Below are 21,132 nucleotides of genomic sequence, written 5' to 3' on the forward strand. Positions count from 1 at the left end.
GTTGCCGTGTCCGCATCCATCGCCACCGACCACCTCATGCGCTTTCCCGGCCGGTTCGCCGATGCGCTGCTCGCCGATCAACTCGATCATGTGTCCCTGAGCTTCCTCGTCGACGATCTGCAGATCCGCCGTGGCGGAGTGGCGGGCAACATCGCCTACGCGATGGGTCTGCTGAAGCAGCGGCCGGTGCTGGTCGGTGCGGTCGGCGCCGATTTCGCCGAGTACCGGCAGTGGCTGGAGGCCAGCGGTGTCGAGTGCTCGGCGGTGCACATCTCCGAGAAGGCGCACACCGCGCGTTTCGTGTGCACCACCGATGAGACGATGGCGCAGATCGCGTCGTTCTACCCGGGTGCGATGAGCGAGGCGCGCGATATCGACATCGCCGCCATCGCGGCCGCGCACGACATCGACCTGGTGCTGGTCGGGGCCAACGATCCCGAGGCGATGGTCGCGCACACCCGCCAGGCCAAGGCCCAGGGCATCCCCTACGCCGCCGATCCGTCTCAGCAGCTGGCCCGCCTCGACGGCGAGCAGGCGACCGAGCTGGTCGACGGCGCGGCCTACCTGTTCACCAACAAGTACGAATGGGCCCTGCTGCAGCAGAAGACCGGACTCAGCGAAGCGGAGATCACCGCCAAGGTCGGCATCCGCGTCACGACCCTGGGTTCCGAAGGTGTGCTCGTCGTCGACGCCGACGGCACGGAGGTCCGCGTCGCGGTCGTCCCCGAGGTCGCCAAAGTCGACCCCACCGGCGTCGGCGACGGCTTCCGGGCCGGCTTCCTCACCGCACACCGCGCAGGCCTATCCCTGGAACGCGCCGCCCAACTCGGCTCCCTGATCGCCGTCCTCATCCTGGAAACCACCGGCACCCAGGAATGGACCCTCAACACCGAAGACGCCCTCGAACGCCTCACCAAGGCCTACGGTACCGACGCCGCCGACGACCTGTCGGTGTTGCTCTAGTTGGACCGTTGATCACCATGTAATGGTGCGAGCATCGACCGAGTGGCGACCTGCATCAGGACATGGTGATCTTGAAAGCGAACGCCCCCTGGGATTTCCGGGGGGCGTTCGTGGGTTAGAGGGAGACCGGGTATACGGGCTCTTGGATGTCGGGCTTGATGCGGTCCTCGACGAAGATGCCGTGCCAGACCATGAAGACCAGGACGGTCCAGAGGCGGCGGCTGTGGTCGGAGAGGCCTGCCTTGTGGTCGCGGAGCATTTGGAGGATGGCGGGCTTGTTCAGCAGGTGGTCGGTCTGGGACTCGGCGATCTGGGTTTCGGCCCAGTCGTAGAGTTCGGTGCCGCGCAGCCAGTGGCGCAGGGGGACCGGGAAGCCGAGCTTGGCGCGGTTGAGGACGTGGTCGGGGACGATGCCGTCCAGGGCCTGGCGCAGGGCGTACTTGGAGGTTTCCTTGGTGATCTTCTGGTCGAAGGGGATGCCTTCGGCGACGCGCATGACCTCGTTGTCGAGGAACGGCACGCGCAGTTCCAGGGAGTTGGCCATGGTCATCTTGTCGGCCTTGACCAGGATGTCGCCGCGCAGCCAGGTGAACAGGTCGAGGTGCTGCATGCGCGCGACCGGGTCCCAGCCCGCGGACTGGGCGTAAATGGGGGCGGTGACGTCCTGGTGGGTCCATTCGGGGCGGAAGTCGCGCAGGACCGCGCGCAGTTGGGCATCGTTGAAGCTGCGGGCGTTGCCGTAGTAGCGGTCTTCCAGGGACAGCGAGCCGCGCTGGAGCAGGGACTTGCCGCGCTTGCCGTCGGGCATCTTGTCGCCGAGGCGGCCGAGCAGCTTGCGCGCGCCGGCGGGCAGGTACTCGAAAGGCTTGAGCGACAACGGCTCCTTGTAGATCGTGTAGCCGCCGAACAGCTCGTCGGCACCCTCACCGGAGAGCACCACCTTGACGTGCTTGCGAGCTTCCTTGGCCACGAAGTACAGCGGGACAAGGGCCGGGTCGGCGACCGGGTCGTCGAGGTACCAGACGATCTCGGGGATCGCGGCGGCGAACTCGGCGGGGGAGACCACCTTCACGATGTGGCGCGCGCCGATCAGCTCGGCGCTTTCGGCGGCCACGTCGACCTCGGAGTAACCCTCGCGCTCGAAGCCGGTGGTGAAGGTGATCAGCTTCGGGTTGTGGCGCATGGCCAGCGCCGCGATGGCGGTGGAGTCGATGCCGCCGGACAGGAACGAACCGACGGTCACATCGGCGCGCATGTGCTTGGCGACCGAATCTTCCAAAGCGGCGGCGATTTCGGCGTAGCGGGCCTTCTCCGAACCGGCGACGAAGGGGCGCACCCGGAAGTCGGGGCGGAAGTAGCGGGTGGTGACCGGCTCCTGGCCGACCTTCACCGTGGCGTAGTTGCCGGATTCGAGGCGACGGATGTTCTTGTGCAGCGACTCGGGCTCCGGCACGTACTGCAGCACCGTGTAGTGCTCGAGCGCGCGCGGATCGAGTTCGTCGGACAGCTGCAGCGGGCTCAGCAGTTCCAGGAGGCTCTTCTTCTCGCTGGCGAAGGCGGTGCCGCCGGGGCCGGTCGCGATGAACAGCGGCTTGATGCCGAACGGGTCGCGCGCGAGGAACAGCTCGGAGGTCTCGGTATCCCAGATCGCGAAGGCGAACATGCCGCGCAGCTTGCGCACGGCCTCGGGGCCCCAGAAGTGGAAGGCGGCCACGATGGCCTCGCCGTCACCGCCGGTGGCGAAGATCTTGCCGTCGGGGAACTCGGCGCCGTGCTCGGTGGCCAGCTGCTCGCGCAGCTCGAGGTAGTTGTAGATCTCGCCGTTGAACGTCATCGCGTAGCGCTGCGGGTTGTCCGCCGGGCCCCAGCGCAGCGGCTGGTGCGAATGCTCGATATCGATGATCGACAGGCGGTTGAACCCGAAGATCATGTGATCGTCGTGCCAGGTGCCCTTCTTGTCGGGGCCACGATGCCGCTGGCAGTGCAGCGCGTCGTAGACCTGATCGACCACCGCGGTCGTCGCGGCATCAGCTGTCAGGAATCCGAGCAGTCCGCACACGGTGTCGCCCAACCTTCTCTCGATCGATGATGGGTGGCCACAAAACGGGCCGAAACGCTGTGTCCGAGTATGCCGCACACCCACCCGACACGCCGCGCTCGCCCGCTCACACGGGGTGCGCGCAGGGCAGACGAGGGCCAAACCGCAGGTCGCGAAGATCGACGCGGTCACGGCGGAGTGTCGAAAGTGACCCCGCGACAAGACAGTGCCCGCTTTGGTCTACGCTGCGTAGTACTCAGGTCCTTCTCAGGTGTGCGTGCGTCACAGCGGCAATACTTCGAGAGGCCTGAAACTGCTTTGAAGAGGTGTCGGAACAGGCGAATCGCCGCCTGTGACGACGCAATGTGTCGGAATGTGTGGCGACCAGGAAGGCGTGAGCGTGGCGCACAAGGCGAGCGAAGAGATCGGGGCACGACCCGAGAAGGGTCGGCAGGGCCGGATCCTTCGGCGGGCCGGGCTGGCGGTATCCCTGGGGATGACCGCGATGCTCGTCTCGGGCTGCTCGATCGACAATGTTTGGCTCCGGTTCGGTTGGCCGTCGGGTATCACCCCCGAAGCCGCCCGGATGCGTGAGCTGTGGACCTGGTCGGTGCTGGCCGCGCTCGTCATGGGCGTACTGGTCTGGGGTCTGACCTTCTGGACGGTCATCTTCCACCGCAAGCGCAAGAACTCCCCGGAGTTCCCGCGCCAGACCGGTTACAACGTGTCGCTGGAACTGACCTACACGGCGATCCCGTTCGTGATCATCGCGGTGCTGTTCTACTTCACCGTGGTCGTGCAGAACTACGTCCACGAGAAGCACGACCCCGATGTCACCGTCGACGTGACCGCCTTCCAGTGGAACTGGAAGTTCGGCTACCGCAACGTGAACAACGTCGGCGGTCTCACCTGGAACGGCATCGACACCGAGCGGGAACTGCTGAACGAAGAGCAGCTCGCCGAATACCGCGAGCTCAAGAACGACGCGGGGCACCCGCAGCCGGGCCCGCTGCACGGCAAGCCGGCCAACGACATCCTCTCGTACCTGCACTACGACAAGGTCGAGACCTTCGGTTCCAGCACCGAGATCCCGGTCCTGGTGCTGCCCACCGGCAAGCGCATCGAGTTCCAGCTCGCCGCCGCCGACGTGATCCACGCCTTCTGGGTGCCGGAGTTCATGTTCAAGCGCGACGTGATGCCGAACCCGAAGGAAAACCAGTCCGACAACGTCTTCCAGATCTCCGAGATCGAGAAGGAAGGCGCGTTCGTCGGCCGCTGCGCCGAAATGTGCGGCACGTACCACTCGATGATGAACTTCGAAGTCCGCGCGGTCTCGCCGGAGAAGTTCGCCCAGTACATCAAGGCACGTGAGTCCGGCATGACCAACGGTGAGGCGCTCGCGTCGATCGGTGAGTCGCCGATCGCCACCTCCACGTACCCCTTCAACACCAAGCGCGACATCAAGAGCGCTTCGTTGAACGAAAGCAAGTGAGGATTCTGATATGAGGATCGAAGCGCGGATCTTCGAACTGCTCACGGCGTTCTTCATCCTGGTGGGCATCGTCTACGGCTTCTTCACCGCTCAGTCGCGCACCGGCATCGAGTGGGCAGGCACCACCGCGATCGTGCTGACCGCGGGCCTGTCGCTGATCATCGGCACCTACTTCCGATTCGTCGCGCGCCGCATCGACCTGCGGCCCGAGGACTACGAAGAGGCCGAGATCGTCGACGGCGCCGGTGACCTTGGCTTCTTCTCGCCCGGTAGCTTCTGGCCCATCACCCTGGCAGCCGCTGGTTCGGTCACCGCTCTGGGCCTGGCGTTCTTCCAGTTCTGGCTGATCGGCCTCGGCGTGGTGCTGGTGCTCGCCGCCTCCGCCGGTCTGGTATTCGAGTACTACCTGGGTGCCGAAAAGCACTGAGCCACAGACACATAAGAGAGGCTCCCACCAAAACGGTGGGAGCCTCTCTTTATGTGTCAGCCACCAAAATCTAGGACCCCCGCACGTCCCCCACAAACCCAGCCCCGCACGACCCGACCTCGAGGAGGGTCCGCCGCGAAGCGGCGTAGCGGCCCGGCCGCGAGTTAGCCGCCGTTGCGTCCGAGGCGCAGCCTCCAGCAACGGCGGCTAACTCGCGGCCCCAAGGGGGCCGTCCGCCCACCCCCGCGCCCGCGCCCCCCCCCCCCCCCGCCCGCCCCCCCCCCCCCCCCCCGCGGCCCCAAGGGGGCCGCGCTCGAGCGCGCCAGCGCTCCAAAAACACAGCTCAAACCTCTGGGACTACCGAACCTGGGCTGTACCGGCCTACACGCTGTAGCGCAGGGCCTGTTCCGAGCGGCAGATGTCGTCGATGCCCGAGACGATCTCGCGCAGCTGCTCCGAGGGCAGGGCCGACGGGCGAAGGCGGCAGGTGAAGGTGATCAGGCCGTAGTCGGCGGGGGCGAGGCCGCGGGCAGCGGCTTCGGCGCGCAGGTACTCCGAGCGCACGCCGTAGGTCATCGCGGAGATGACGGTGAAGCAGCCCGAACGTTCGCGGTGGGCCGAGAACAGGTCGTGCAGGCCGTAGAAGACCGAACCGTAGTTGGCAAGGGGGGCGAACACGCCGACGCGGTAGGCGGGGCCGCGCTCGGAGGAGTTGATCACGGTGTCGGCCAGGTATTCGGCGTCGCGCATGGTGAGCACCTTCGGCGCGAACATCAGCGCGCCCGCCGCCGCGTTGCGCACCGGCATGCCCGCGCGTCCGCCCGCGGCGGAAGCGATGGCGCCCAACGATTTACGCGTGCGCGTGCCGACCTCGCGCCGGGCCCGCAGGCCACGGGTGGGGGCGGTCGGGTACAGGCTCGACCACTGACCGAAGCGCACCGCGCCCAGGGTCACCTGACCGGCGCCGACGGGGCGCGCCACCTTCAGCGGGGCGGTGTCGACCCAGCGGCCGACCTGCAGGGCCGCGCTGCCGGGGTTGGTGATCTCGTTGGTCGCGTGCTCGACGAAGGAGTCGAAGTCGAGGAACCGGTCGGCGTCGGTGGTGAGCATGGTGTAGTCTTTGTCGACCTCCACCACGTCCAGAGTCAGCGCGGTGATGATGCCCGCGCGCCCGCCCGCACCGAGGATGCGGTGGAAACGTTCGGTGTGGTGGCCGCGCCCGCAGGTGCCGATCCGGCCGTCGGGGTCGACATACTCGAGGTCGACGATCTGGTCGATGAACATCCCGTAGCGGTGCGAGGCGGTGCTCACCCCGCCGACGGAGGCGAAACCGCCCGCGGTGATGTCGCGATGATCGCCCACCACCGGCAGACCGAGACCGTGCGCGCCGAGGCGACGGTCGATCTCGGACAGTTTCGCGCCCGCCTGCACGCGCACGGTGCGTCGACCCAGGTTGATGTCGAGCACCGAGTTCATCTTGCGCAGCGAGAGCACCCCGCGCTGATCGGTCATGCCGTAGGACTCTTCGGTCTGCTCACCGCCGCGCACCGTCAACTGTTCGGACCGGTCGCGCGAATCACGCACAGTGCGAACGACATCCGCCGTGTCGGTGGGGAGATATTCTTCGGAGATGACGGTATGCGGCGTGCCCATGACCGCATAGCTAACCATAGGTGCGCGGTTCTTGCGCAGGGTACTTCGCACCTATTTCCGCGTGGGGGCGAGTTGTTTGGTGAACAGGACTTTTCCGGTCGCGTCGCACAAGTTGACGGTCATTTCGCTCGAGCGGCCGTCGATCTTCACCTCACCGAAGTGTTGGTACTCCGGGTCCATGGGTGAGGTGTTGGGGGTCGGCGGAGCGTGGACGTACACCGCTTCGGGTCCGAAGGTGGGGTCGAGAGGGTTCGGGCCGAACGCGCCCGCGTTGAGCGGGCCCGAGACGAACTCCCAGAACTCGTCGAAATCGGTGAAGGCGGCGCGGGCGGGGGAGTAGTGGTGCGCGGCGGTGTAGTGGACGTCGGCGGTGAGCCAGACGACATCGGCGACCTTGTTCGCCTTGATCGACGAGAGCACCTGGGCGATCTCGGTTTCGCGGCCCGAGGGTGCGCCGGGAGCGGCGTTGGCGGGGCCTTCGAACGCGGTCTTGCCGTCGGGGACGACGACGCCGAGCGGCAGGTCGGCGGCGACGATCTTCCAGGTGGCCTTGGAGTCGCGCAGGCCGTCGGTGAGCCACTTGGTCTGGGCGGCGCCGAGGGTTTGGCCGGTGGGTGCGGTGTTCGCGGTGTTGGCGTCCTTGTAGGCGCGCATGTCCAGGACGAAGACGTCAAGGAGCGGGCCGTAGGAGATCTTGCGGTAGAGCCTGCCGTCGACAGCTTCCTTGGGCTCCAAGGGCATCCACTCGTGGAAGGCCTGCCAGGAGCGCGTCGCGAGGGTGTCCATGCTGCGCTCGGTGTAGCCCTTGTCGGCGGCGACCGTGCCGCCCGGGGACCAGTTGTTGGTGGTCTCGTGGTCGTCCCACTGGACGATCTGGGCGACCGAGGCATTGAAGCGGCGGTAGTTGTCGTCGGTGAGGTTGTAGGCGTAGTTGCCGCGGAACTGGTCGAGGGTTTCGGCGGGCGCGTTCTTCGCTTCGGACGTGATGTTCTTCCAGATCCGGCCGTCGGGCAGCGTCACCGACTCTTTGAGAGCGTTGTCGGCGTAGATGCAGTCGCCGGAGTGCAGGAACAGGTGCGGGTCGCGGGCGGCCATGGTGGCGAACACCTTCATGCCGCCGAGTTCGGGGTTGATGCCGAAACCCTGGCCCGCCACATCACCGGACCACAGCAGCGAGATGTCGGACGGCGCGGTCGGGGCGGTGCGGAAGACGCCGGTCAGCGTCTCCGAACTCGCACCGCCTTCGCCCTCCAGTCGCACGCGATAATGCACGAGTTGCCCTGCGGGTAGACCGTTCACGCGCACCCGCCCGGTGCCGTCGGTCGCCGGGGTGAGCAGCGGTCCGGTGAATCGCTTGACGTCACTGAACTTCTCGCTCGCCGAGGTCTCCACCACCAGCGTCGCGGGCGTGTCCGACCGCGCCCAGATCAGCGCACCGTCACTGCGCGGATCACCGACGGCGATCCCGTGCGTGAGCGTGGGCCGCGCCCGCACCAAGCCGGGACCGTCGTCGCCGCAGGCCACCAGGGCCGGAGCGGCCACCACACCGAGGCCTGTTGCGCGCAACAGAGTGCGCCGAGACATCGAGAAATCCGAGACAGCCATAGCTCTCACGGTGCGCCACCGGTCGGAACATGCGGTCGTTAGCAAGGCAACGGAGCATGAACGCTGCCGAACGTCCGGGTGATACGTCTACAACCCCGCGGCAGCCGCGGTTTCGGGGTACCAGCGGGTGCACTCGGTGCGCAGGGGGACGGTGGTGTGGAGCTGGCACAGGACCGCGATGCCGCCGAGGAAGGAGCGCAGGATGGGCGTGTGGGCGGGCGGCATGGTGAGTTGGCGCAGGATGTTGGTCAGGCGTAGGTCGGTGACCAGACGGACCTGTTCGCGCAGCCACGCCGACGACAGGGGGTAGGTGGGGGCCAGGAGGGCTTCGCGGACGACTTGGAGGCGGGCGGCGACGGTGGTGATGTCGAGGTCGCCGCCGGGGGCTACGAAACCGTGGCGGCGGATGGCGGCCTCGAGGTCGGCGGGGGAGTCTGCGATCACGGCGGCGCCCACGTCGCCCGCCACATCGAGGAAGGCGGGGGGCCATGGGGTGCAGGCGCCGAAGTCGACGACGCCGAGGCGGCCGTCGGGCATCCGTAAGAAGTTGCCGGGGTGGGCGTCGCCGTAGACGAGGGCCGCGCGGGCGGGGGCCGAGAGCAGAAATCGCAGGATGAGCACACCGAGGCGATCGAGCTCGTCGGCGTCACCGCGAATGATCAAGCGGGGCAGCGGAATTCCGTCGAGCCATTCGGTGACGAGGACGTCGCCGCGCTGGGCGATCACCCGGCTCACCACCACGTCGGGGTCATCGGCGAAGGTCGCGGCGAAGGCGCGCTGGTTGTCTGCCTCGCGGGCGTAGTCGAGCTCGTCGCGGATCTCGCTGCACAGGGCCTCGACCACCGGGCGGGTGTCGGCGCCGGGCAACAGGGCGGTGAACAGCGGGATCGCGCGACGCAGGGCCTGCAGGTCGGCCAGAACGGCACGGCGGGCGCCGGGGTACATGACCTTGACCGCGACCTGGGTGCCGTCGTGCCAGCGGGCCCGATGGACCTGGCCGACCGAGGCGGCGGCGCAGGCGCGGTCGTCGAACTCGACGAACAGTTCGCGCCAGTGCGGGCCGAGATGGGTGGCGAGTTCGGCGTGGACCGCGCCGGGGAGCATCGCCGGTGCTGAATCATGTAGGCGCGCGAGGGCTTTGCGGTACGGCTCGGCCAAGTCGGGGGCGAGGCCGAGTTCGAGCAGGCCGAGTAATTGGCCCAGTTTCGCGACGCAGCCTTTGAGTTCGCCGAGTACCTGGAAGAGGTGTTCGGCGGTGCGGGTGCGGATGTCGCGGTCGACTTGGGCGGGATCGCGTCCTGCCGCGCGTTTGCCGAAGCCCGCGATACGCCGACCGGCATAGGCGACGGGCACCGCGGCCAACCGAGCGCTACGGGCGACCCGCCCGGTGGGCGGATGGCCGGTGCGACGGGCGAACGGCACGACGCGACCCTCGTCGGATTCGCCTGCGGCCATGGTCACCTCGCTGTCCACTGACCACCTGAGGGTGGTCCCGGTCCGGGCAAAGGTTACCAATCGGACGCGGGGGCGTCCGGGCAACGATGGCAGACGGTCGAGGTCGAACGTCGAGTTCGGTTGTCGCCCAACCGATTGCCGGAAAGGTGGTGCTTCGAGACCGATACCGGCGCGCCGACAAGCTGGGCGGCGCAACCGGTTTCAGCCGGCTTTGGTCTCGGGGATGCGGGTGGCGTCGATCTGGTTGTCGGTGGGCGCGACGCCCTTCTTGAGGCTGTGCGCGTACACGTCGACATACTCCTGGCCGGTCAGGCGCATCAGCTCGTACATCACCTCGTCGGTGACGGCGCGCTCGACGAAGCGGTTACCGCTCATGCCCTCGTAGCGCGAGAAATCAAGGGGCGCACCGAACTTCAGCGTCACCTTCTGGCGACGCCACTTGAACGGTCCGGGCGGCGAGACCTTGTCGGTGCCGATCACCGCGACCGGGATCACCGGGACGCCGGTCTCCAGCGCGAGGCGCGCCATGCCGGTCTTGCCCTTGTAGAGGCGGCCGTCGGGGGAGCGGGTGCCCTCGGGGTACAGGCCGACCAGACGGCCCTCGTCGAGGAGTTTGGTGGCCGCCCGCAGCGCGTCCTCGGCGGCCGAGGCGCCGCTGCGGTCGATCGGGTACTGGCCGGTGCCGCTGAAGAAGAACTTCTGCAGGCGACCCTTGAAACCGGGGGTGGTGAAGTACTCGGCCTTGGCCAGGTAGTTGATCCGGCGCGGGCTCAGCAGGGGAGCGAACAGCCAGTCGGAGAAGGAGAGGTGATTGCCCGCCATGATGGCCGGGCCGTCGGTCGGAATGTTCTCGACGCCTTCGACCTCCGGCCGGTTGTACAGGTGCATGAGCGGCCCCACGAGAACGAACTTGAGTAGCCAGTAGAACATGGCGTCCTTTCCCCAGGGGCCGGGATGGTTGTGTAGAGCCTCGTCGGACAACGACTTTACCGGTGGTTCCAGGTCACAACCAACCCAGGCTGGTAGCCGACCTGCATGAATGTGACTGTCATCTCCTTGGATGCCCGGCCAGTGGCGCGTCAACCGCCGCCCTGGCCAATTCCGCGGCGCCGATCATGCCGGCGGCCTCGCCGAGCTGGGTGGTGCGCAGACGGGCAAGCGGTCGATGCCCGGCGCCGGTGACCGCGCCGGCGTAGTGCTCGCGGGCCTCGTCGAGGAACAGCGGCGCCGAACTGCTCACCCCGCCCGCGATCACCACGAGGTCGGGATCGAACAGGTCACTGACGAAAGCCAGGCCGAGGCCGAGCCAGCGGGCGAAGTCGGCCATCACCCGCACAGCCAGTGGATCGCCGTCCTGGGCGGCACCCGCGACGCGGCGGCCGGTGAGCGAGCCCGGGTCGCGGAGCACGTCGCGGGCCAACACCGAGCGCACGGGGTCGGTGGCGAGCATTTCGATGGCGGTGTCGGCCAAGGCCGTTCCGCTGCAGTAGCGCTCCCAGCAGCCGTGTTTACCGCACGGGCAGGCGCGGCCCTCGGGGACCACCTGGAGATGACCGAGTTCGGGGGCGATGCCGTGGCTGCCGCGGTAGAGCTGACCGTCGATGAGCAGGGCGGCGCCGATACCGGTGCCGATCGCGACGAGCACCACCGTGCGTCCGCCCGCCGCCGCACCGAAGCGGTATTCGGCCCAGCCCGCAGCGTTCGCGTCGTGTTCGAGGATCACCGGCAGGCCGAGGCGCGCGCTGAGGCGTTGGGCGACAGGGGCGTTCTGCCACGGCAGGTGCGGGGCGAACAGGACCGTCGACTGATCGGTCGAGATGAAACCGGCCACGGCCAGCCCGACCGCCGCGATCGGGTGGCGCCGGGCCAGCTCGCGCACCGAGCGGTCGATGGCGTCCTCGAGTGCGCGCGCCGAATGCGGGGTCGGCGCCTGCACGGTGTCCAGCACCTCGCCGTCGACGTCGACCACCGAGGCGCGAATGTTCGTGCCGCCCACGTCGATTCCGACGGTGAGCAGGTGTTGAGGGTCGATCCGGCTGGTCATCCCCGGATCGTCACCGGAATGTCGACATATTGCGAGCGTGGCGCGCGGGCGGTGGTCGATCGATCCTCGGGGGCGGGTCGGCGGCGTTCGCCCTTCGGTGGCGCGGTGGCGAAGGCGCCTGCGTCCGAAGCACTTGCGGCCTCACCGGATTCGGGGGCGATGTGTGGTGCCTGCGGAGTGCGGGGTGGTCGCGGGGCCGCGTACTCGTCCACCCGGCGCGGACGCGCGGTGGGCTCGGTTCGGCGGGGCGCGCCACGGGAGGCGCCGCCACTCGCGACGTCGGCATGTTCGGCGGCGGTGTATCGCGGTCGGCCCGGCGCGCCCGACGCCGACTCACCCGGGTGCTGCGACGGAGGAGTCGTCCCGGCGCCCGGCGTCTGATCGTGGCCGGTCGCCTCGCCGCCGTTTGTCGCACCGTGGGATGAATGCTGGTGTCCCGCACCATGTTCGGACCACTCCGGCGGGAGGACCGGCTCGACGGGGATGCCCGCGAGGGCTTCGCGCAGGACCGTCACCATCGAAGTGCCGTGGTCGGCGAGGGCGGCGACGACGTCGTGGTGGTCGCCGCGGACCAGGGCGGCGGCCGCGCAGACCGGGCACCAGGCGCAGCCGCCCAGATCGGCCTGGCCGTCGGCGGCGGTGCGGCGCAGGACGGGTTCGACCTTGGCGAGCAGGACTTCGGCGAGTAGGCGCAGCTCCTCGGTGAACTCGGCGAAGCCGTCGTGGCCGTGGCGCTCGGACTGGCGATCAGTGCTCATCTGCGGTGGCCTTCGTGTAGTTCGGATCGGCGGGCCACACCCGCGGATCGGGCCGGAAGCGGACCACGAGATGACCGGTTTCGAGCTCGGCGCCCGCCACCGTGCAGCGTCGCAGCACCGGCGCGAGCCGTACGCGCGTGCGTACCCCGTCGGCTCCCACGATCAGATCGTCCTCCACTCGGCCCAGCCGCAAGGTGCCGGGATCGACCACCGGCAGCCGCATCCGCATCGCGTACACGGAGTCGACACCGGAGCCGGACTCCCATCGAACCATCGGTTCGCCCGATTCGGGGGTCTGAGCGTGCGCGGCGGGCAGCGTGTCGACCGAATGGGAGAACGCCGCCAGCGAATTCACCCCCACCGGTTCGGCACCGGCGTGCTGGGCGATCAGGATCGGGACGTCGGTGAGTTGTTCGTGCAGCCGGGCCACCACTTCGAGTTGTTCGGCACGGCGGTTGAGGTACCAGTGCACGGCTGGATGAGCGTTGTCACCGGGCGGCGGCACCGGCGCGAGGACCTTGTTGACCACCACCGCGTCCATCCGCAGGCCGAGCAGCGCGGCCGCCGAACGCACCCGGCGCGCCTCGGCGACGGCGACCTGTTCGGGGCCGGTGATCAGGCGGGCGCTGGTGCGGGTGCGGTCGGCGAGCAGGTCACGGACCTGGGTCACGGCGACGACGATCCGTTCCACCGCGGCGGCGAGCACCGCCTTGCGCAGGTCGAGGCCGATCGCGCTCATCGTGCGTTCGTGCTTGGGCCACAGCCGTTCGAGATAGTTGAGCATGGTGTCCGGCGCGGTGATGATGCGGAGCATATCGGCCGAGGGCGGGCAGTCCACGACGATGACGTCCCAGTCGTTCTCCTCGGCGTACTGGCCGATCTCGACCAGCATCAGCAGTTCCTGCACGCCGGGCAGGCCGGTCAACTCGGCCGGGTCGAGGGCGGCCAGGTCGAAGCCGTGATCGTGGCCGCCGCCCTTGGCCAGCATCGCCACCACATCGCGGAATCGGTCCTCGAGCAGGGCGAGGGAGTCGATCTCGATCACCTCGATGCCGGGCGCCACCCTGGTGACCCCGGCGACGGTGCCCGGATCGTGCGGGAAACGGAATCCGAGCGCGTCGCCGAGCGAATGGGCCTGATCCAGCGAGGCGATCAGCACGCGCTGACCGGAGCGGGCATAGGTCATGCTCGTCGCGCAGGCGAGGGTCGTCTTCCCGACACCACCCTTGCCGACGAACAGTTCGACGCGAGTAACGCCCGGCGCGCTCAGCCTTCGACCCGCTTCTTGAGCTCGGTGAGCGCGGTATCGGTGATGACCTTCTCGGCTTTGCGTTTGAACATGCCGATCATCGGGATGTTCAGGTCGACGGTCAGTTCGTAGACCACCTCGGTGCCGCCGCCGGGCGCGTCCAGGAGTTCGTAGCTGCCGTCCTGGGCCTTCTGCAGGTCACCGCTGAGCAGCCGCCAGCTCACCGCCTTGCCGTCGGCGCGCCAGGAGTAGGACAGCACGTAGGTGTCCTTGACAACGCCCGCGTCGAGCACGAAACGGGCAGTGGCCGCGCGTCCTTCGGCGTCACGGTCGATGACTTCGACCGACTTCGCGGCGGCCACCCACTCCGGGTAGGACTCCAGATCCGCGATGACGGCCATCACCTGCTGCGAGGGGGCGTCGATCAGGATCGATCTCTGAGTCCGGTCAGCCATGAAAGCAAGCTCTTTCTGTCTGGGAACGATGCCGGTCAGGAGGCGGTGGCGACCGCAGGCGCGACGCCTGCCGGTCGACCTGCTTCGAGCCTTGCCTTGAGTTCGAACGCCATGTTGCGGCCCGCGACCCGGCGGGACCGATTCGCCGCGGCCAGTGCGCGCGGCGACTTCGGTTCGGTCGCGGGTTCGGCGTGCAGGAAGTAGTGCAGGATCGCTCCGTCGGGGACGGCCTCTAGCCATACCTCCATGGTGCCGGTCAGTGCGCCTGCCACCGTCCAGCGGATGCCCTTGTCGCCGCGATCCTCACGCACGTCGAGGCGCAGATCGGGCCACCAGCGGCGCCAATTGTTCGCGGCATTGAGCACCTCGGCGATCGCGGCGCCCGGTGCGGCGAGAAAGGTCTGATCTGCGACCTGGATACTGCTCACCCGGCTGAGCGTAGTTCACGCCGCGCCGGGCCCGGCCGAGGTGTCACCGCAGCAGGTGCCGCAGGCGGGCGCCTTGACGGTCCCAGTGCCAGTTCTGCTCCACCCAGGCCCGGCCCGCGGCGCCCATCTCGGCGGCCTTGTCCCGGTCGGTCAGCAGTTCGACGATGGCGTCGCTGATCTGGGCCACCGAGCGTCCGTGCACCACGATGCCGGTCTCGCCCTCGCGCACGGTCTCGGGGGCGCCACCGGAATCACCGGCCACGACCGGCACCCCGGTCGCCGAGGCCTCGAGGAACACGATCCCGAGACCCTCCACGTCCAGGCCTGCTCCGCGCGTGCGGCACGGCATCGCGAACACATCGGCGATCGTGTGGTGGGCGGCCAGTTCGCCCGAGGGGACGCGCCCGGTGAACACGACACTGTCGCCCACACCCAGCGCCTCGGCCAGCGCGCGCAGCCGCGGTTCGTAGGGCCCACCGCCTGCGATCACGAGCACCGCGCCGTCGACGCGCTCACGGATCTCGTTCATCGCCACGATCAGCATGTCCTGGCCCTTGCGCGGGACCAGCCGCGACAGGGACAGCACGGTCGGGCGCTCACCAAGTGAGTAGCGGGCGCGCAACTCAGCCCTTGCAGCCGGGTCGGGCCGGAATTCGGCGGGGTCGACGCCCGGCGGCAGGTGCTCCAACGCCGCGCGCGGACCGAAGGCCGAGGCGAAGCGGCCACGGGTGTACTTGCTGACATAGGTCACCACATCGGTGTGCTCACCGATCGACCGCAGCACCTGCCGCGACCCCGGCAGCATCGACCAGCCGACCTCGTGCCCGTGCGTACTGGCCAGAATGCGTTCGGCACCCGCCCGTCGCAGCATCGGCGCCATCGCCGCAAGAGGCGCGGCCGCGCCGAACCACACTGTGTCGCAATCATTTTCCCGCAGCAGCGCGCTCGCTCGCTTGATGACCGCTGGCGTCGGCAGCATCAGCGTGCTCGGATGACGCACCACCTGGAACTTCTGCGCGGCATCGAACTTCTCGTGGCTGTCACCGCGCCAGCGCGGGGCGTAGACCACCAGGTCCTCGGGCGGCAGTTGATTCGACAGTGCCTGCAGATATGACTGGATTCCGCCCGGCCGAGGCGGGAAATCGTTGGTCACCAGCAGAGTTCGGGCCATAAGAGAACAACCTAATCGGTCGGCTGACAGGTGGGCGGACGTGGTCACACAGCATCTGATGACGCAGCACGTGGTTTTACACAGCGCGGCCGCGCAACCAGGCTCGCCATTCGTCCACCAACTCGGCCCATGAGGTACCGAGCACGGCGGTGAACGCGGCGTCCTGTGCCGTGGGGGACTGCGGGCCGGTCGCCAGGCGCTTGTACAAGGTGGTGAGGGCGGTGGTGCCGTAGTGATCGGCGAGGAACGCGCAGACGCTCCACGCGCTCTCGTAGGCGTAGGCCGCGTCGACGCCCGTGAAATCGGCATCGGAGACCAGATCGGCGGGCAGGGTGCCCGCGCGTAATCGGGTGGTCAGCGTGGGCGCGATCTGGGAGAACGTGGTGGCCTGGTCGCGCTGGGCGACATACTCGGCGAAGCCCTCCACCATCCACAGTGGTGCGCCGTCGATGGTGTCGGCCCTGGTGGCGACGTGGGTGAGTTCGTGGCGCAGCAGCGTGGCGAGGCCCTCGTCGCCGACTCGACGGCGCGCGTCGGGATTGAACACGATGCGTTGGTCGGTGGGCTGAGTGCCAGGGACGTAGGAACCGGTGAGCGACACCGCCGCCACATCGGCGCCGGTGCTACCCGCGGACCTCGTCAGCGCGGTGAACTCGGCGGACGTGCTCGCCACCACCACAACGGGCGCGCGATTCCAGTCGGTACCCCACACGGCACTCACATCCGAAATGGCCGGGCCCAGTTGATGTTCGAGGGCATCGAGGTCAGCGCGATGGCTGGGATGGGCCACCAGCAGCGCCTCGGATTCGGCGACTTCACGCACCAGGATCGGGCCGTAGGGCTGCAGATCCCGACGCACCGGACTCAGGCGCGGATTGTCGGTGCCCTCGGAGGTGTCGAGCACCTCGGCCTCGTCGGTGGCCAGCTGCAACGGACCCACGTTGCGCGGCACCAGGATCAGCGCGACGCACGCCCCGGTCAACAGCGTGACCGAGGCGAGGGTGATACAGAATTCCAGGCGGCCGTTCGACGAGAACCACGAACGCAGGCCCGAGCGGGGGGACGGATCGGTCACCGGTCTGGCTCAGTATCGCCGGGCCGAGTGGTACGGGGTGGTGTTGATCGGCGCGACCGCGACCGGCACACCGAACGTGGAGGCGTGCACCATCATTCCGTTGCCCGCGTAGATGCCGACGTGGGTGATGTCGGGATAGAACAGGATCACATCGCCGGGCAGCAGTTCGTCCTTGGACACCGGCGTGCCGTAGCCCGCCTGCTGGGAACTGGTGCGCGGCACGTTCTTACCGACCTGCTTGAACGCCCACTGCACGAGACCGGAGCAGTCGAACTGATCGGGTCCGGTCGCGCCCCACACATACGGGTCGCCGACGCGGGTGAGGGCGGCGGCCAGCGCGCTGGTGCCGCTGCCGGGGACCAGGCCCGCCAGCAGCGAGTCACGGTCGAAGCCGGGCGGGAACGGCGAACCCGCGAGGGTCGACTTGTCGCGCGCGGAGAGCTGACTCCACGCCTCGACCACAGAGGTCGTCGAGGTGGCGAGATCCTGGCGTTTGCGTTCGACATCGGCGCGCACGGCATCGGCGGCGGCGGTGGCGGACCGGGCGGCCTCGGCGGCGGTGCGGGCGATGTTGTCGGCCGCGGTGGCGGCGTCGGCAGCCTGCTTGAACTGGCGGACCGTCTCGGTGGTCTGCTGCGCGAGCACATCCAGGGTCGACATCTTGTCCAGCAACTGCTGCGGCGAACCGCTCGACAGCACGGCGAACATGCTGTTGGTGCGCACGCCGGTATAGGCGGCGACGGCGGTGCGGTCGATCATCGGCTGGAACTTGCGCACTTCGGCGCGGGCGGCCTCGACGACGGCGGAGGTGGCGGCGACCTTGTCGTCGGCTTCGCGCTGCACCGCCAGTTTGGCGTCGAGGTCGACCTGAGCGGTGAGGGCCTGCTGGTTGAGCTGTTCGGACTGGCGCGAGAGGTCGACCATCCGGGAGATCGCGTCGGAGGCGGTGGTGGGCAGGGCGACCGGGTCGGCACCGGAGGGCCCGGCGGTGTAGATCGCGCACACCAACATCGCGGCGGACAGGGTTCCGGCGAAACCACGCGTTGCGTGCGAATTCCGGTGGTGTGCAGTCACAGTGGCCCGTGCCCCGTTCTCTTCGTTGTCCGCCGATGCAGCGCAATACCTGAGCGCGAACTTCTCGTCAGCCGAGAAGGTCTCGATCAGGTTACGGAACAGTATGCATTCGTGTCCAGTAAAGATACGGGCGCCGTCCAATTGGCGCAGACGCGGCAGCGTTCCTCAGCTGCGCACGGCCGGAGCGAAGGCGCAGGTACGCCCAACCCAGTGGACGGCGCCCGTATTCACTTGCGGTTACGGCGCGCCCTTCCCCGCGAATGACGCACCGTACCCCGATTGATCAGAAGCGGCGAGCGCCCGCGAACGGCATCGACGACAGCGACGCGAGCTGGACCGGCGTGCCGGAGGTGGAGGCGTGCACGACATTGCCGTCACCGGCGTACAGGCCCGAGTGGCCGCCGCCGTAGAACGACACCAGGTCGCCGGGCTGCAGGCTGTCGATCGAGACCGGGGTGCCCGCACCCAGCTGGGCGCCACTGGTGCGCGGCAGGTCCATACCGGCCTGGGCGTAGGCCCACTGGACCAGTCCGGAGCAGTCGAAGGCGTTGGGGCCTGCGGCGCCGTAGACGTAGGGCGAGCCGATCTTGCTCATCGCGGCATCGAGGGCGATGTCGGCGGCGGTGGCGGTCGGCGCGGTGAAGACGGGCGGTGCGCCCGGGATCTCGATGCCGGGGGTGCCGGGGGGCAGCGGAATCTCGTTCGGAACCTCGAAGGTGCCGATGCCGGGCACGGTCACCGGCGTCGCCGATGCCGGGGCGGCCGGCAGGAGGAACGCGCCGATGGTGGCAGCGCCGACGGCTCCGACGGCAACGGCACGCTGCGCCTGACGCTTGACGGTGTTGTTCGCCATGATGCGGTACTTCCAATCTGCCCCACGACGACGTGTCCGTTTGACGCGGCGGGCTTCGTCTCGCTAGCCGTTTCCGGTCAGCGGGACTCCGTGAGGTCTCGAAAAGGTTACGAAGACATCACGGGGGTTTGTAAAGTCGGACATCGGTCCAAAGAGGGTTTCGGTTGATATCGCCGTGGGATGTGTGCGACCTGGGTCACACGCGATCACGAAACGATAACGCCAGGTCGCGTCGACCGAGATTTCGGGTGCTACCGGCGCGTTGCCAATAGCGCTCGCGCGGCGATTTTCACTCCTGGAACCGGCGAACGCGCAGGTGGTGCGTGCTCGGTGCGGTTGTCGGCTGCTCGCTGGGAGGGTCACCTCGCGGGCGGCGTGCCGCGGGTTTCGATGCCCACGGAGTGGTAAGGCCGATTACCCGTCGAATTCTGGTGAATTCATGTGAATTCGATAAGTATGTGAGCCCGGCCACAATTGAGTTTGATCTTGAGCATATTGTTCGCACCAGAACGAAAGTCTCGAACCGAAATATCGGCTTCGAGGACCTGTCGAGCTTGTCGGACCCCGGCCCTACGCTGCTGGCCGTGCCCGATCCTGTTCCGCTCCCGGCTGCCGCACGGCAGTTGGCCTTCGACGAGCTCGATACCCCGTTGTATGCCACCACTTTCGTCGTCGTCGACCTCGAAACGACCGGGACCAGCCCGGATGGGGATGCGATCACCGAGATCGGGGCGGTGAAGGTGCGTGGGGGAGAGGTGCTGGGGGAGTTCGCGACGCTGGTGAATCCGGGGTACGCGATTCCGCCTGCGATCGTGCAGATCACGGGGATCTCCACGGCCATGGTCTACGGGGCGCCGCGGATCGCGGAGGTGTTGCCCGGGTTCATGGAGTTCGCGGCAGGGGCGGTGCTGGTCGCGCACAACGCGCGATTCGATACGGCCTTCCTGAAGGCCGCCGCGGCACGTCAGGACATCGCCTGGCCCAATCCGCAGGTGCTGTGCACGGTGAAGCTGGCGCGGCGGGTGCTCACGCGCGACGAAGCGCCCTCGGCGAAACTCGGTGTGCTCGCCCGGATTCTCGGCGCCTCGGTCACGCCGACGCACCGCGCGCTCGACGACGCCCGCGCCACCGTCGACGTGCTGCACGCGCTGATCGCCCGGGTCGGCAATCAAGGCGTACACAGCCTGACCGAGCTGCTCGACTACCTGCCCGGCGTCACCGGAACCCAACGCGCCAAGCGCACATTCGCGACCGACCTGCCTGCCTCGCCCGGCGTCTATCTCTTTCGTGGACCGTCGGATGAAGTCCTCTATATAGGGACCGCGGTGAATCTGCGCCGTCGCGTGCGCAACTACTTCACCGGTTCGGAAACCCGTGGCCGGATGAAAGAGATGGTGGCGCTTGCCACTCGGGTCGACCATGTGGTGTGCGCGCACGGACTCGAAGCCGGGGTGCGCGAGTTGCGGTTGCTCGCCGCGCACGCACCGCCGTACAACCGCCGCTCGAAATTCCCCAAGCGAGGGTGGTGGCTCACGCTCAGCGACGAGGCCTTCCCGCGATTGACCGCCGTGCGCACCCCGTCCCGAACCGCGGTGGGGCCGTTCACTTCTCGAACCGATGCGGTCGACATGGCGTTGACGATCGCCGAATTCGCCGGAATCCGAACGTGCGCCACCCGCCTCACCCGCACGGCGAAACACACCTGCCCGCCCGCCGTCGTCGGCGGCTGCCCCGCCGCCCGTCACGACGTCGACCACGACGCCGCGGGCTACGCCCCGGCCGTCGCCGCGGTCCGCGACCTGTTCACCGGCCGCGCCGACACCCTCTTGCGCGCGATGATCGACCGCATCGAAACCCATTCGGCCGCACAACATTTCGAAGCGGCAGCCCGCCTGCGCGACCGCACCGCCACCGTCGTCACCAAACTCCACCGCACCCAGCGCCTCGCCGCCCTGGCCCGCCTCGCCGAACTGATCATCGCGCTCCCCGACGGCGCAGGCGGCTGGGAATTCTCGGTGATCCGCTACGGCCGCCTCGCCGCCGCGGGCACCGCCGCCCGCGGCACCCCACCCATGGCCGTCGTCGACCAGATCGTCGCCGCCGCCGAAACCGTGATCCCCGACCTGGGTGGCGCCGAGCCAACGGCCGATCCTGCCGACGACGATATCCCCCCACTACGCGGCGCACCCCCGGAGGAAGTCGGCGTCATCGCCCGCTGGCTAGCCAAACCCGGTGCCCGCATCGTCCGAACCAGTGACGGCTACCGCGAACCGCTCCACAGTGCCGCACGGTGGGTGGGCTGGGCGCAGCTCGCGCGCACGGCGGCGACCACGCGGACCGAACAGGAGCAGTACCTCGCCGAGCGACAGTGACCGGGCGCGACAACCCGGTC

18 protein-coding genes are annotated in these 21,132 nt (G+C 68.4%); 4 read left to right on the top strand and 14 right to left on the bottom strand.

Annotated elements, in window-relative coordinates:
* The first annotated feature begins 36 nt into the window (after positions 1-36).
* A complete protein-coding gene (locus ACFWUP_RS18475; RefSeq protein WP_379236019.1) occupies positions 37-963 on the top strand; it encodes a carbohydrate kinase family protein in 927 nt (308 codons plus the stop codon).
* Positions 964-1,078: 115 nt separating this feature from the next.
* Here the strand turns inward: ACFWUP_RS18475 and asnB are convergent, their stop codons facing one another.
* Positions 1,079-3,022 carry an asparagine synthase (glutamine-hydrolyzing) gene (gene asnB, locus ACFWUP_RS18480; protein ID WP_379236021.1) on the bottom strand — a complete coding sequence of 648 codons (1,944 nt, stop codon included), beginning with the start codon at positions 3,020-3,022 and terminating at the stop codon, positions 1,079-1,081.
* Positions 3,023-3,497: 475 nt separating this feature from the next.
* Here asnB and ACFWUP_RS18485 point away from each other — a divergent pair, with 475 nt between their 5' ends.
* Positions 3,498-4,493 (top strand): cytochrome c oxidase subunit II, encoded by a 996-nt coding sequence (locus ACFWUP_RS18485; protein ID WP_379236023.1) that lies wholly within the window; start codon positions 3,498-3,500, stop codon positions 4,491-4,493.
* A gap of 10 nt (positions 4,494-4,503) precedes the next feature.
* Complete coding sequence (locus ACFWUP_RS18490) at positions 4,504-4,920, top strand: cytochrome c oxidase subunit 4 (RefSeq protein WP_379235760.1); 417 nt, start codon at positions 4,504-4,506, stop codon at positions 4,918-4,920.
* 381 nt (positions 4,921-5,301) lie between these two features.
* On the opposite strand, the gene ACFWUP_RS18495 is transcribed toward ACFWUP_RS18490, so the two are convergent.
* The 13 genes from ACFWUP_RS18495 to ACFWUP_RS18555 form a co-directional block, all read right to left on the bottom strand.
* Entirely contained in the window at positions 5,302-6,573 is a 1,272-nt protein-coding gene (locus ACFWUP_RS18495; RefSeq protein WP_379235762.1) for an FAD-dependent oxidoreductase, read from the bottom strand.
* 51 nt (positions 6,574-6,624) lie between these two features.
* Positions 6,625-8,178 carry an alkaline phosphatase D family protein gene (locus tag ACFWUP_RS18500; protein ID WP_379235764.1) on the bottom strand — a complete coding sequence of 518 codons (1,554 nt, stop codon included), beginning with the start codon at positions 8,176-8,178 and terminating at the stop codon, positions 6,625-6,627.
* An 87-nt stretch (positions 8,179-8,265) separates the two neighbouring features.
* Positions 8,266-9,651 (bottom strand): ABC1 kinase family protein, encoded by a 1,386-nt coding sequence (locus ACFWUP_RS18505; protein WP_379235766.1) that lies wholly within the window; start codon positions 9,649-9,651, stop codon positions 8,266-8,268.
* 183 nt (positions 9,652-9,834) lie between these two features.
* Positions 9,835-10,563 carry a lysophospholipid acyltransferase family protein gene (locus tag ACFWUP_RS18510; protein WP_379236025.1) on the bottom strand — a complete coding sequence of 243 codons (729 nt, stop codon included), beginning with the start codon at positions 10,561-10,563 and terminating at the stop codon, positions 9,835-9,837.
* Between the two features lie 118 nt (positions 10,564-10,681).
* The gene (locus ACFWUP_RS18515) at positions 10,682-11,677 is read right to left on the bottom strand and encodes an ROK family protein (RefSeq protein ID WP_379235768.1); all 996 of its coding nucleotides are present in this window, start codon (positions 11,675-11,677) and stop codon (positions 10,682-10,684) included.
* The gene (locus ACFWUP_RS18520; protein ID WP_379235770.1) at positions 11,674-12,435 is read right to left on the bottom strand and encodes a hypothetical protein; all 762 of its coding nucleotides are present in this window, start codon (positions 12,433-12,435) and stop codon (positions 11,674-11,676) included. Before ACFWUP_RS18520 ends, ACFWUP_RS18515 begins: the two co-directional genes overlap by 4 nt.
* The gene (locus ACFWUP_RS18525; RefSeq protein WP_379236026.1) at positions 12,425-13,705 is read right to left on the bottom strand and encodes an ArsA family ATPase; all 1,281 of its coding nucleotides are present in this window, start codon (positions 13,703-13,705) and stop codon (positions 12,425-12,427) included. Before ACFWUP_RS18525 ends, ACFWUP_RS18520 begins: the two co-directional genes overlap by 11 nt.
* A complete protein-coding gene (locus ACFWUP_RS18530) occupies positions 13,702-14,139 on the bottom strand; it encodes an SRPBCC family protein (protein WP_379235771.1) in 438 nt (145 codons plus the stop codon). Before ACFWUP_RS18530 ends, ACFWUP_RS18525 begins: the two co-directional genes overlap by 4 nt.
* A 35-nt stretch (positions 14,140-14,174) precedes the next feature.
* On the bottom strand, positions 14,175-14,567 hold the full coding sequence (locus ACFWUP_RS18535; protein ID WP_379235773.1) for a polyketide cyclase / dehydrase and lipid transport: 393 nt from the start codon (positions 14,565-14,567) through the stop codon (positions 14,175-14,177).
* A 43-nt stretch (positions 14,568-14,610) separates the two neighbouring features.
* Positions 14,611-15,738, bottom strand: coding sequence for a glycosyltransferase family 4 protein (locus tag ACFWUP_RS18540; protein WP_379235775.1), 1,128 nt, complete (start codon positions 15,736-15,738; stop codon positions 14,611-14,613).
* Between the two features lie 76 nt (positions 15,739-15,814).
* Positions 15,815-16,813: a peptidase MA family metallohydrolase gene (locus ACFWUP_RS18545; protein WP_379235776.1), complete on the bottom strand. Its 999-nt coding sequence runs from the start codon at positions 16,811-16,813 to the stop codon at positions 15,815-15,817.
* 9 nt (positions 16,814-16,822) lie between these two features.
* Positions 16,823-17,887 carry an NlpC/P60 family protein gene (locus ACFWUP_RS18550; protein ID WP_379235778.1) on the bottom strand — a complete coding sequence of 355 codons (1,065 nt, stop codon included), beginning with the start codon at positions 17,885-17,887 and terminating at the stop codon, positions 16,823-16,825.
* A gap of 283 nt (positions 17,888-18,170) precedes the next feature.
* Positions 18,171-18,740: a C40 family peptidase gene (locus ACFWUP_RS18555; protein WP_379235780.1), complete on the bottom strand. Its 570-nt coding sequence runs from the start codon at positions 18,738-18,740 to the stop codon at positions 18,171-18,173.
* A gap of 584 nt (positions 18,741-19,324) precedes the next feature.
* On the opposite strand from ACFWUP_RS18555, the gene ACFWUP_RS18560 reads away from it, so the two are divergent.
* A complete protein-coding gene (locus tag ACFWUP_RS18560) occupies positions 19,325-21,112 on the top strand; it encodes a DEDD exonuclease domain-containing protein (RefSeq protein WP_379235782.1) in 1,788 nt (595 codons plus the stop codon).
* Positions 21,113-21,132 lie beyond the last annotated feature (20 nt).

This window comes from Nocardia sp. NPDC058658, from assembly GCF_042716665.1.
Classification (GTDB): Bacteria; Actinomycetota; Actinomycetes; order Mycobacteriales; family Mycobacteriaceae; genus Nocardia.

Excerpts from the sequence above, each read along its gene's own strand:
- ACFWUP_RS18485 (WP_379236023.1), top strand. The coding sequence starts at position 3,498 with ATGACCGCGATGCTCGTCTCGGGCTGCTCGATCGACAATGTTTGGCTC.
- ACFWUP_RS18540 (WP_379235775.1), bottom strand. The coding sequence starts at position 15,738 with ATGGCCCGAACTCTGCTGGTGACCAACGATTTCCCGCCTCGGCCGGGC.
- ACFWUP_RS18530 (WP_379235771.1), bottom strand. The coding sequence starts at position 14,139 with ATGGCTGACCGGACTCAGAGATCGATCCTGATCGACGCCCCCTCGCAG.
- ACFWUP_RS18475 (WP_379236019.1), top strand. The coding sequence starts at position 37 with ATGCGCTTTCCCGGCCGGTTCGCCGATGCGCTGCTCGCCGATCAACTC.
- ACFWUP_RS18500 (WP_379235764.1), bottom strand. The coding sequence starts at position 8,178 with ATGGCTGTCTCGGATTTCTCGATGTCTCGGCGCACTCTGTTGCGCGCA.
- ACFWUP_RS18510 (WP_379236025.1), bottom strand. The coding sequence starts at position 10,563 with ATGTTCTACTGGCTACTCAAGTTCGTTCTCGTGGGGCCGCTCATGCAC.
- ACFWUP_RS18490 (WP_379235760.1), top strand. The coding sequence starts at position 4,504 with ATGAGGATCGAAGCGCGGATCTTCGAACTGCTCACGGCGTTCTTCATC.
- ACFWUP_RS18495 (WP_379235762.1), bottom strand. The coding sequence starts at position 6,573 with ATGGGCACGCCGCATACCGTCATCTCCGAAGAATATCTCCCCACCGAC.
- ACFWUP_RS18555 (WP_379235780.1), bottom strand. The coding sequence starts at position 18,740 with ATGGCGAACAACACCGTCAAGCGTCAGGCGCAGCGTGCCGTTGCCGTC.
- ACFWUP_RS18515 (WP_379235768.1), bottom strand. The coding sequence starts at position 11,677 with ATGACCAGCCGGATCGACCCTCAACACCTGCTCACCGTCGGAATCGAC.
- ACFWUP_RS18520 (WP_379235770.1), bottom strand. The coding sequence starts at position 12,435 with ATGAGCACTGATCGCCAGTCCGAGCGCCACGGCCACGACGGCTTCGCC.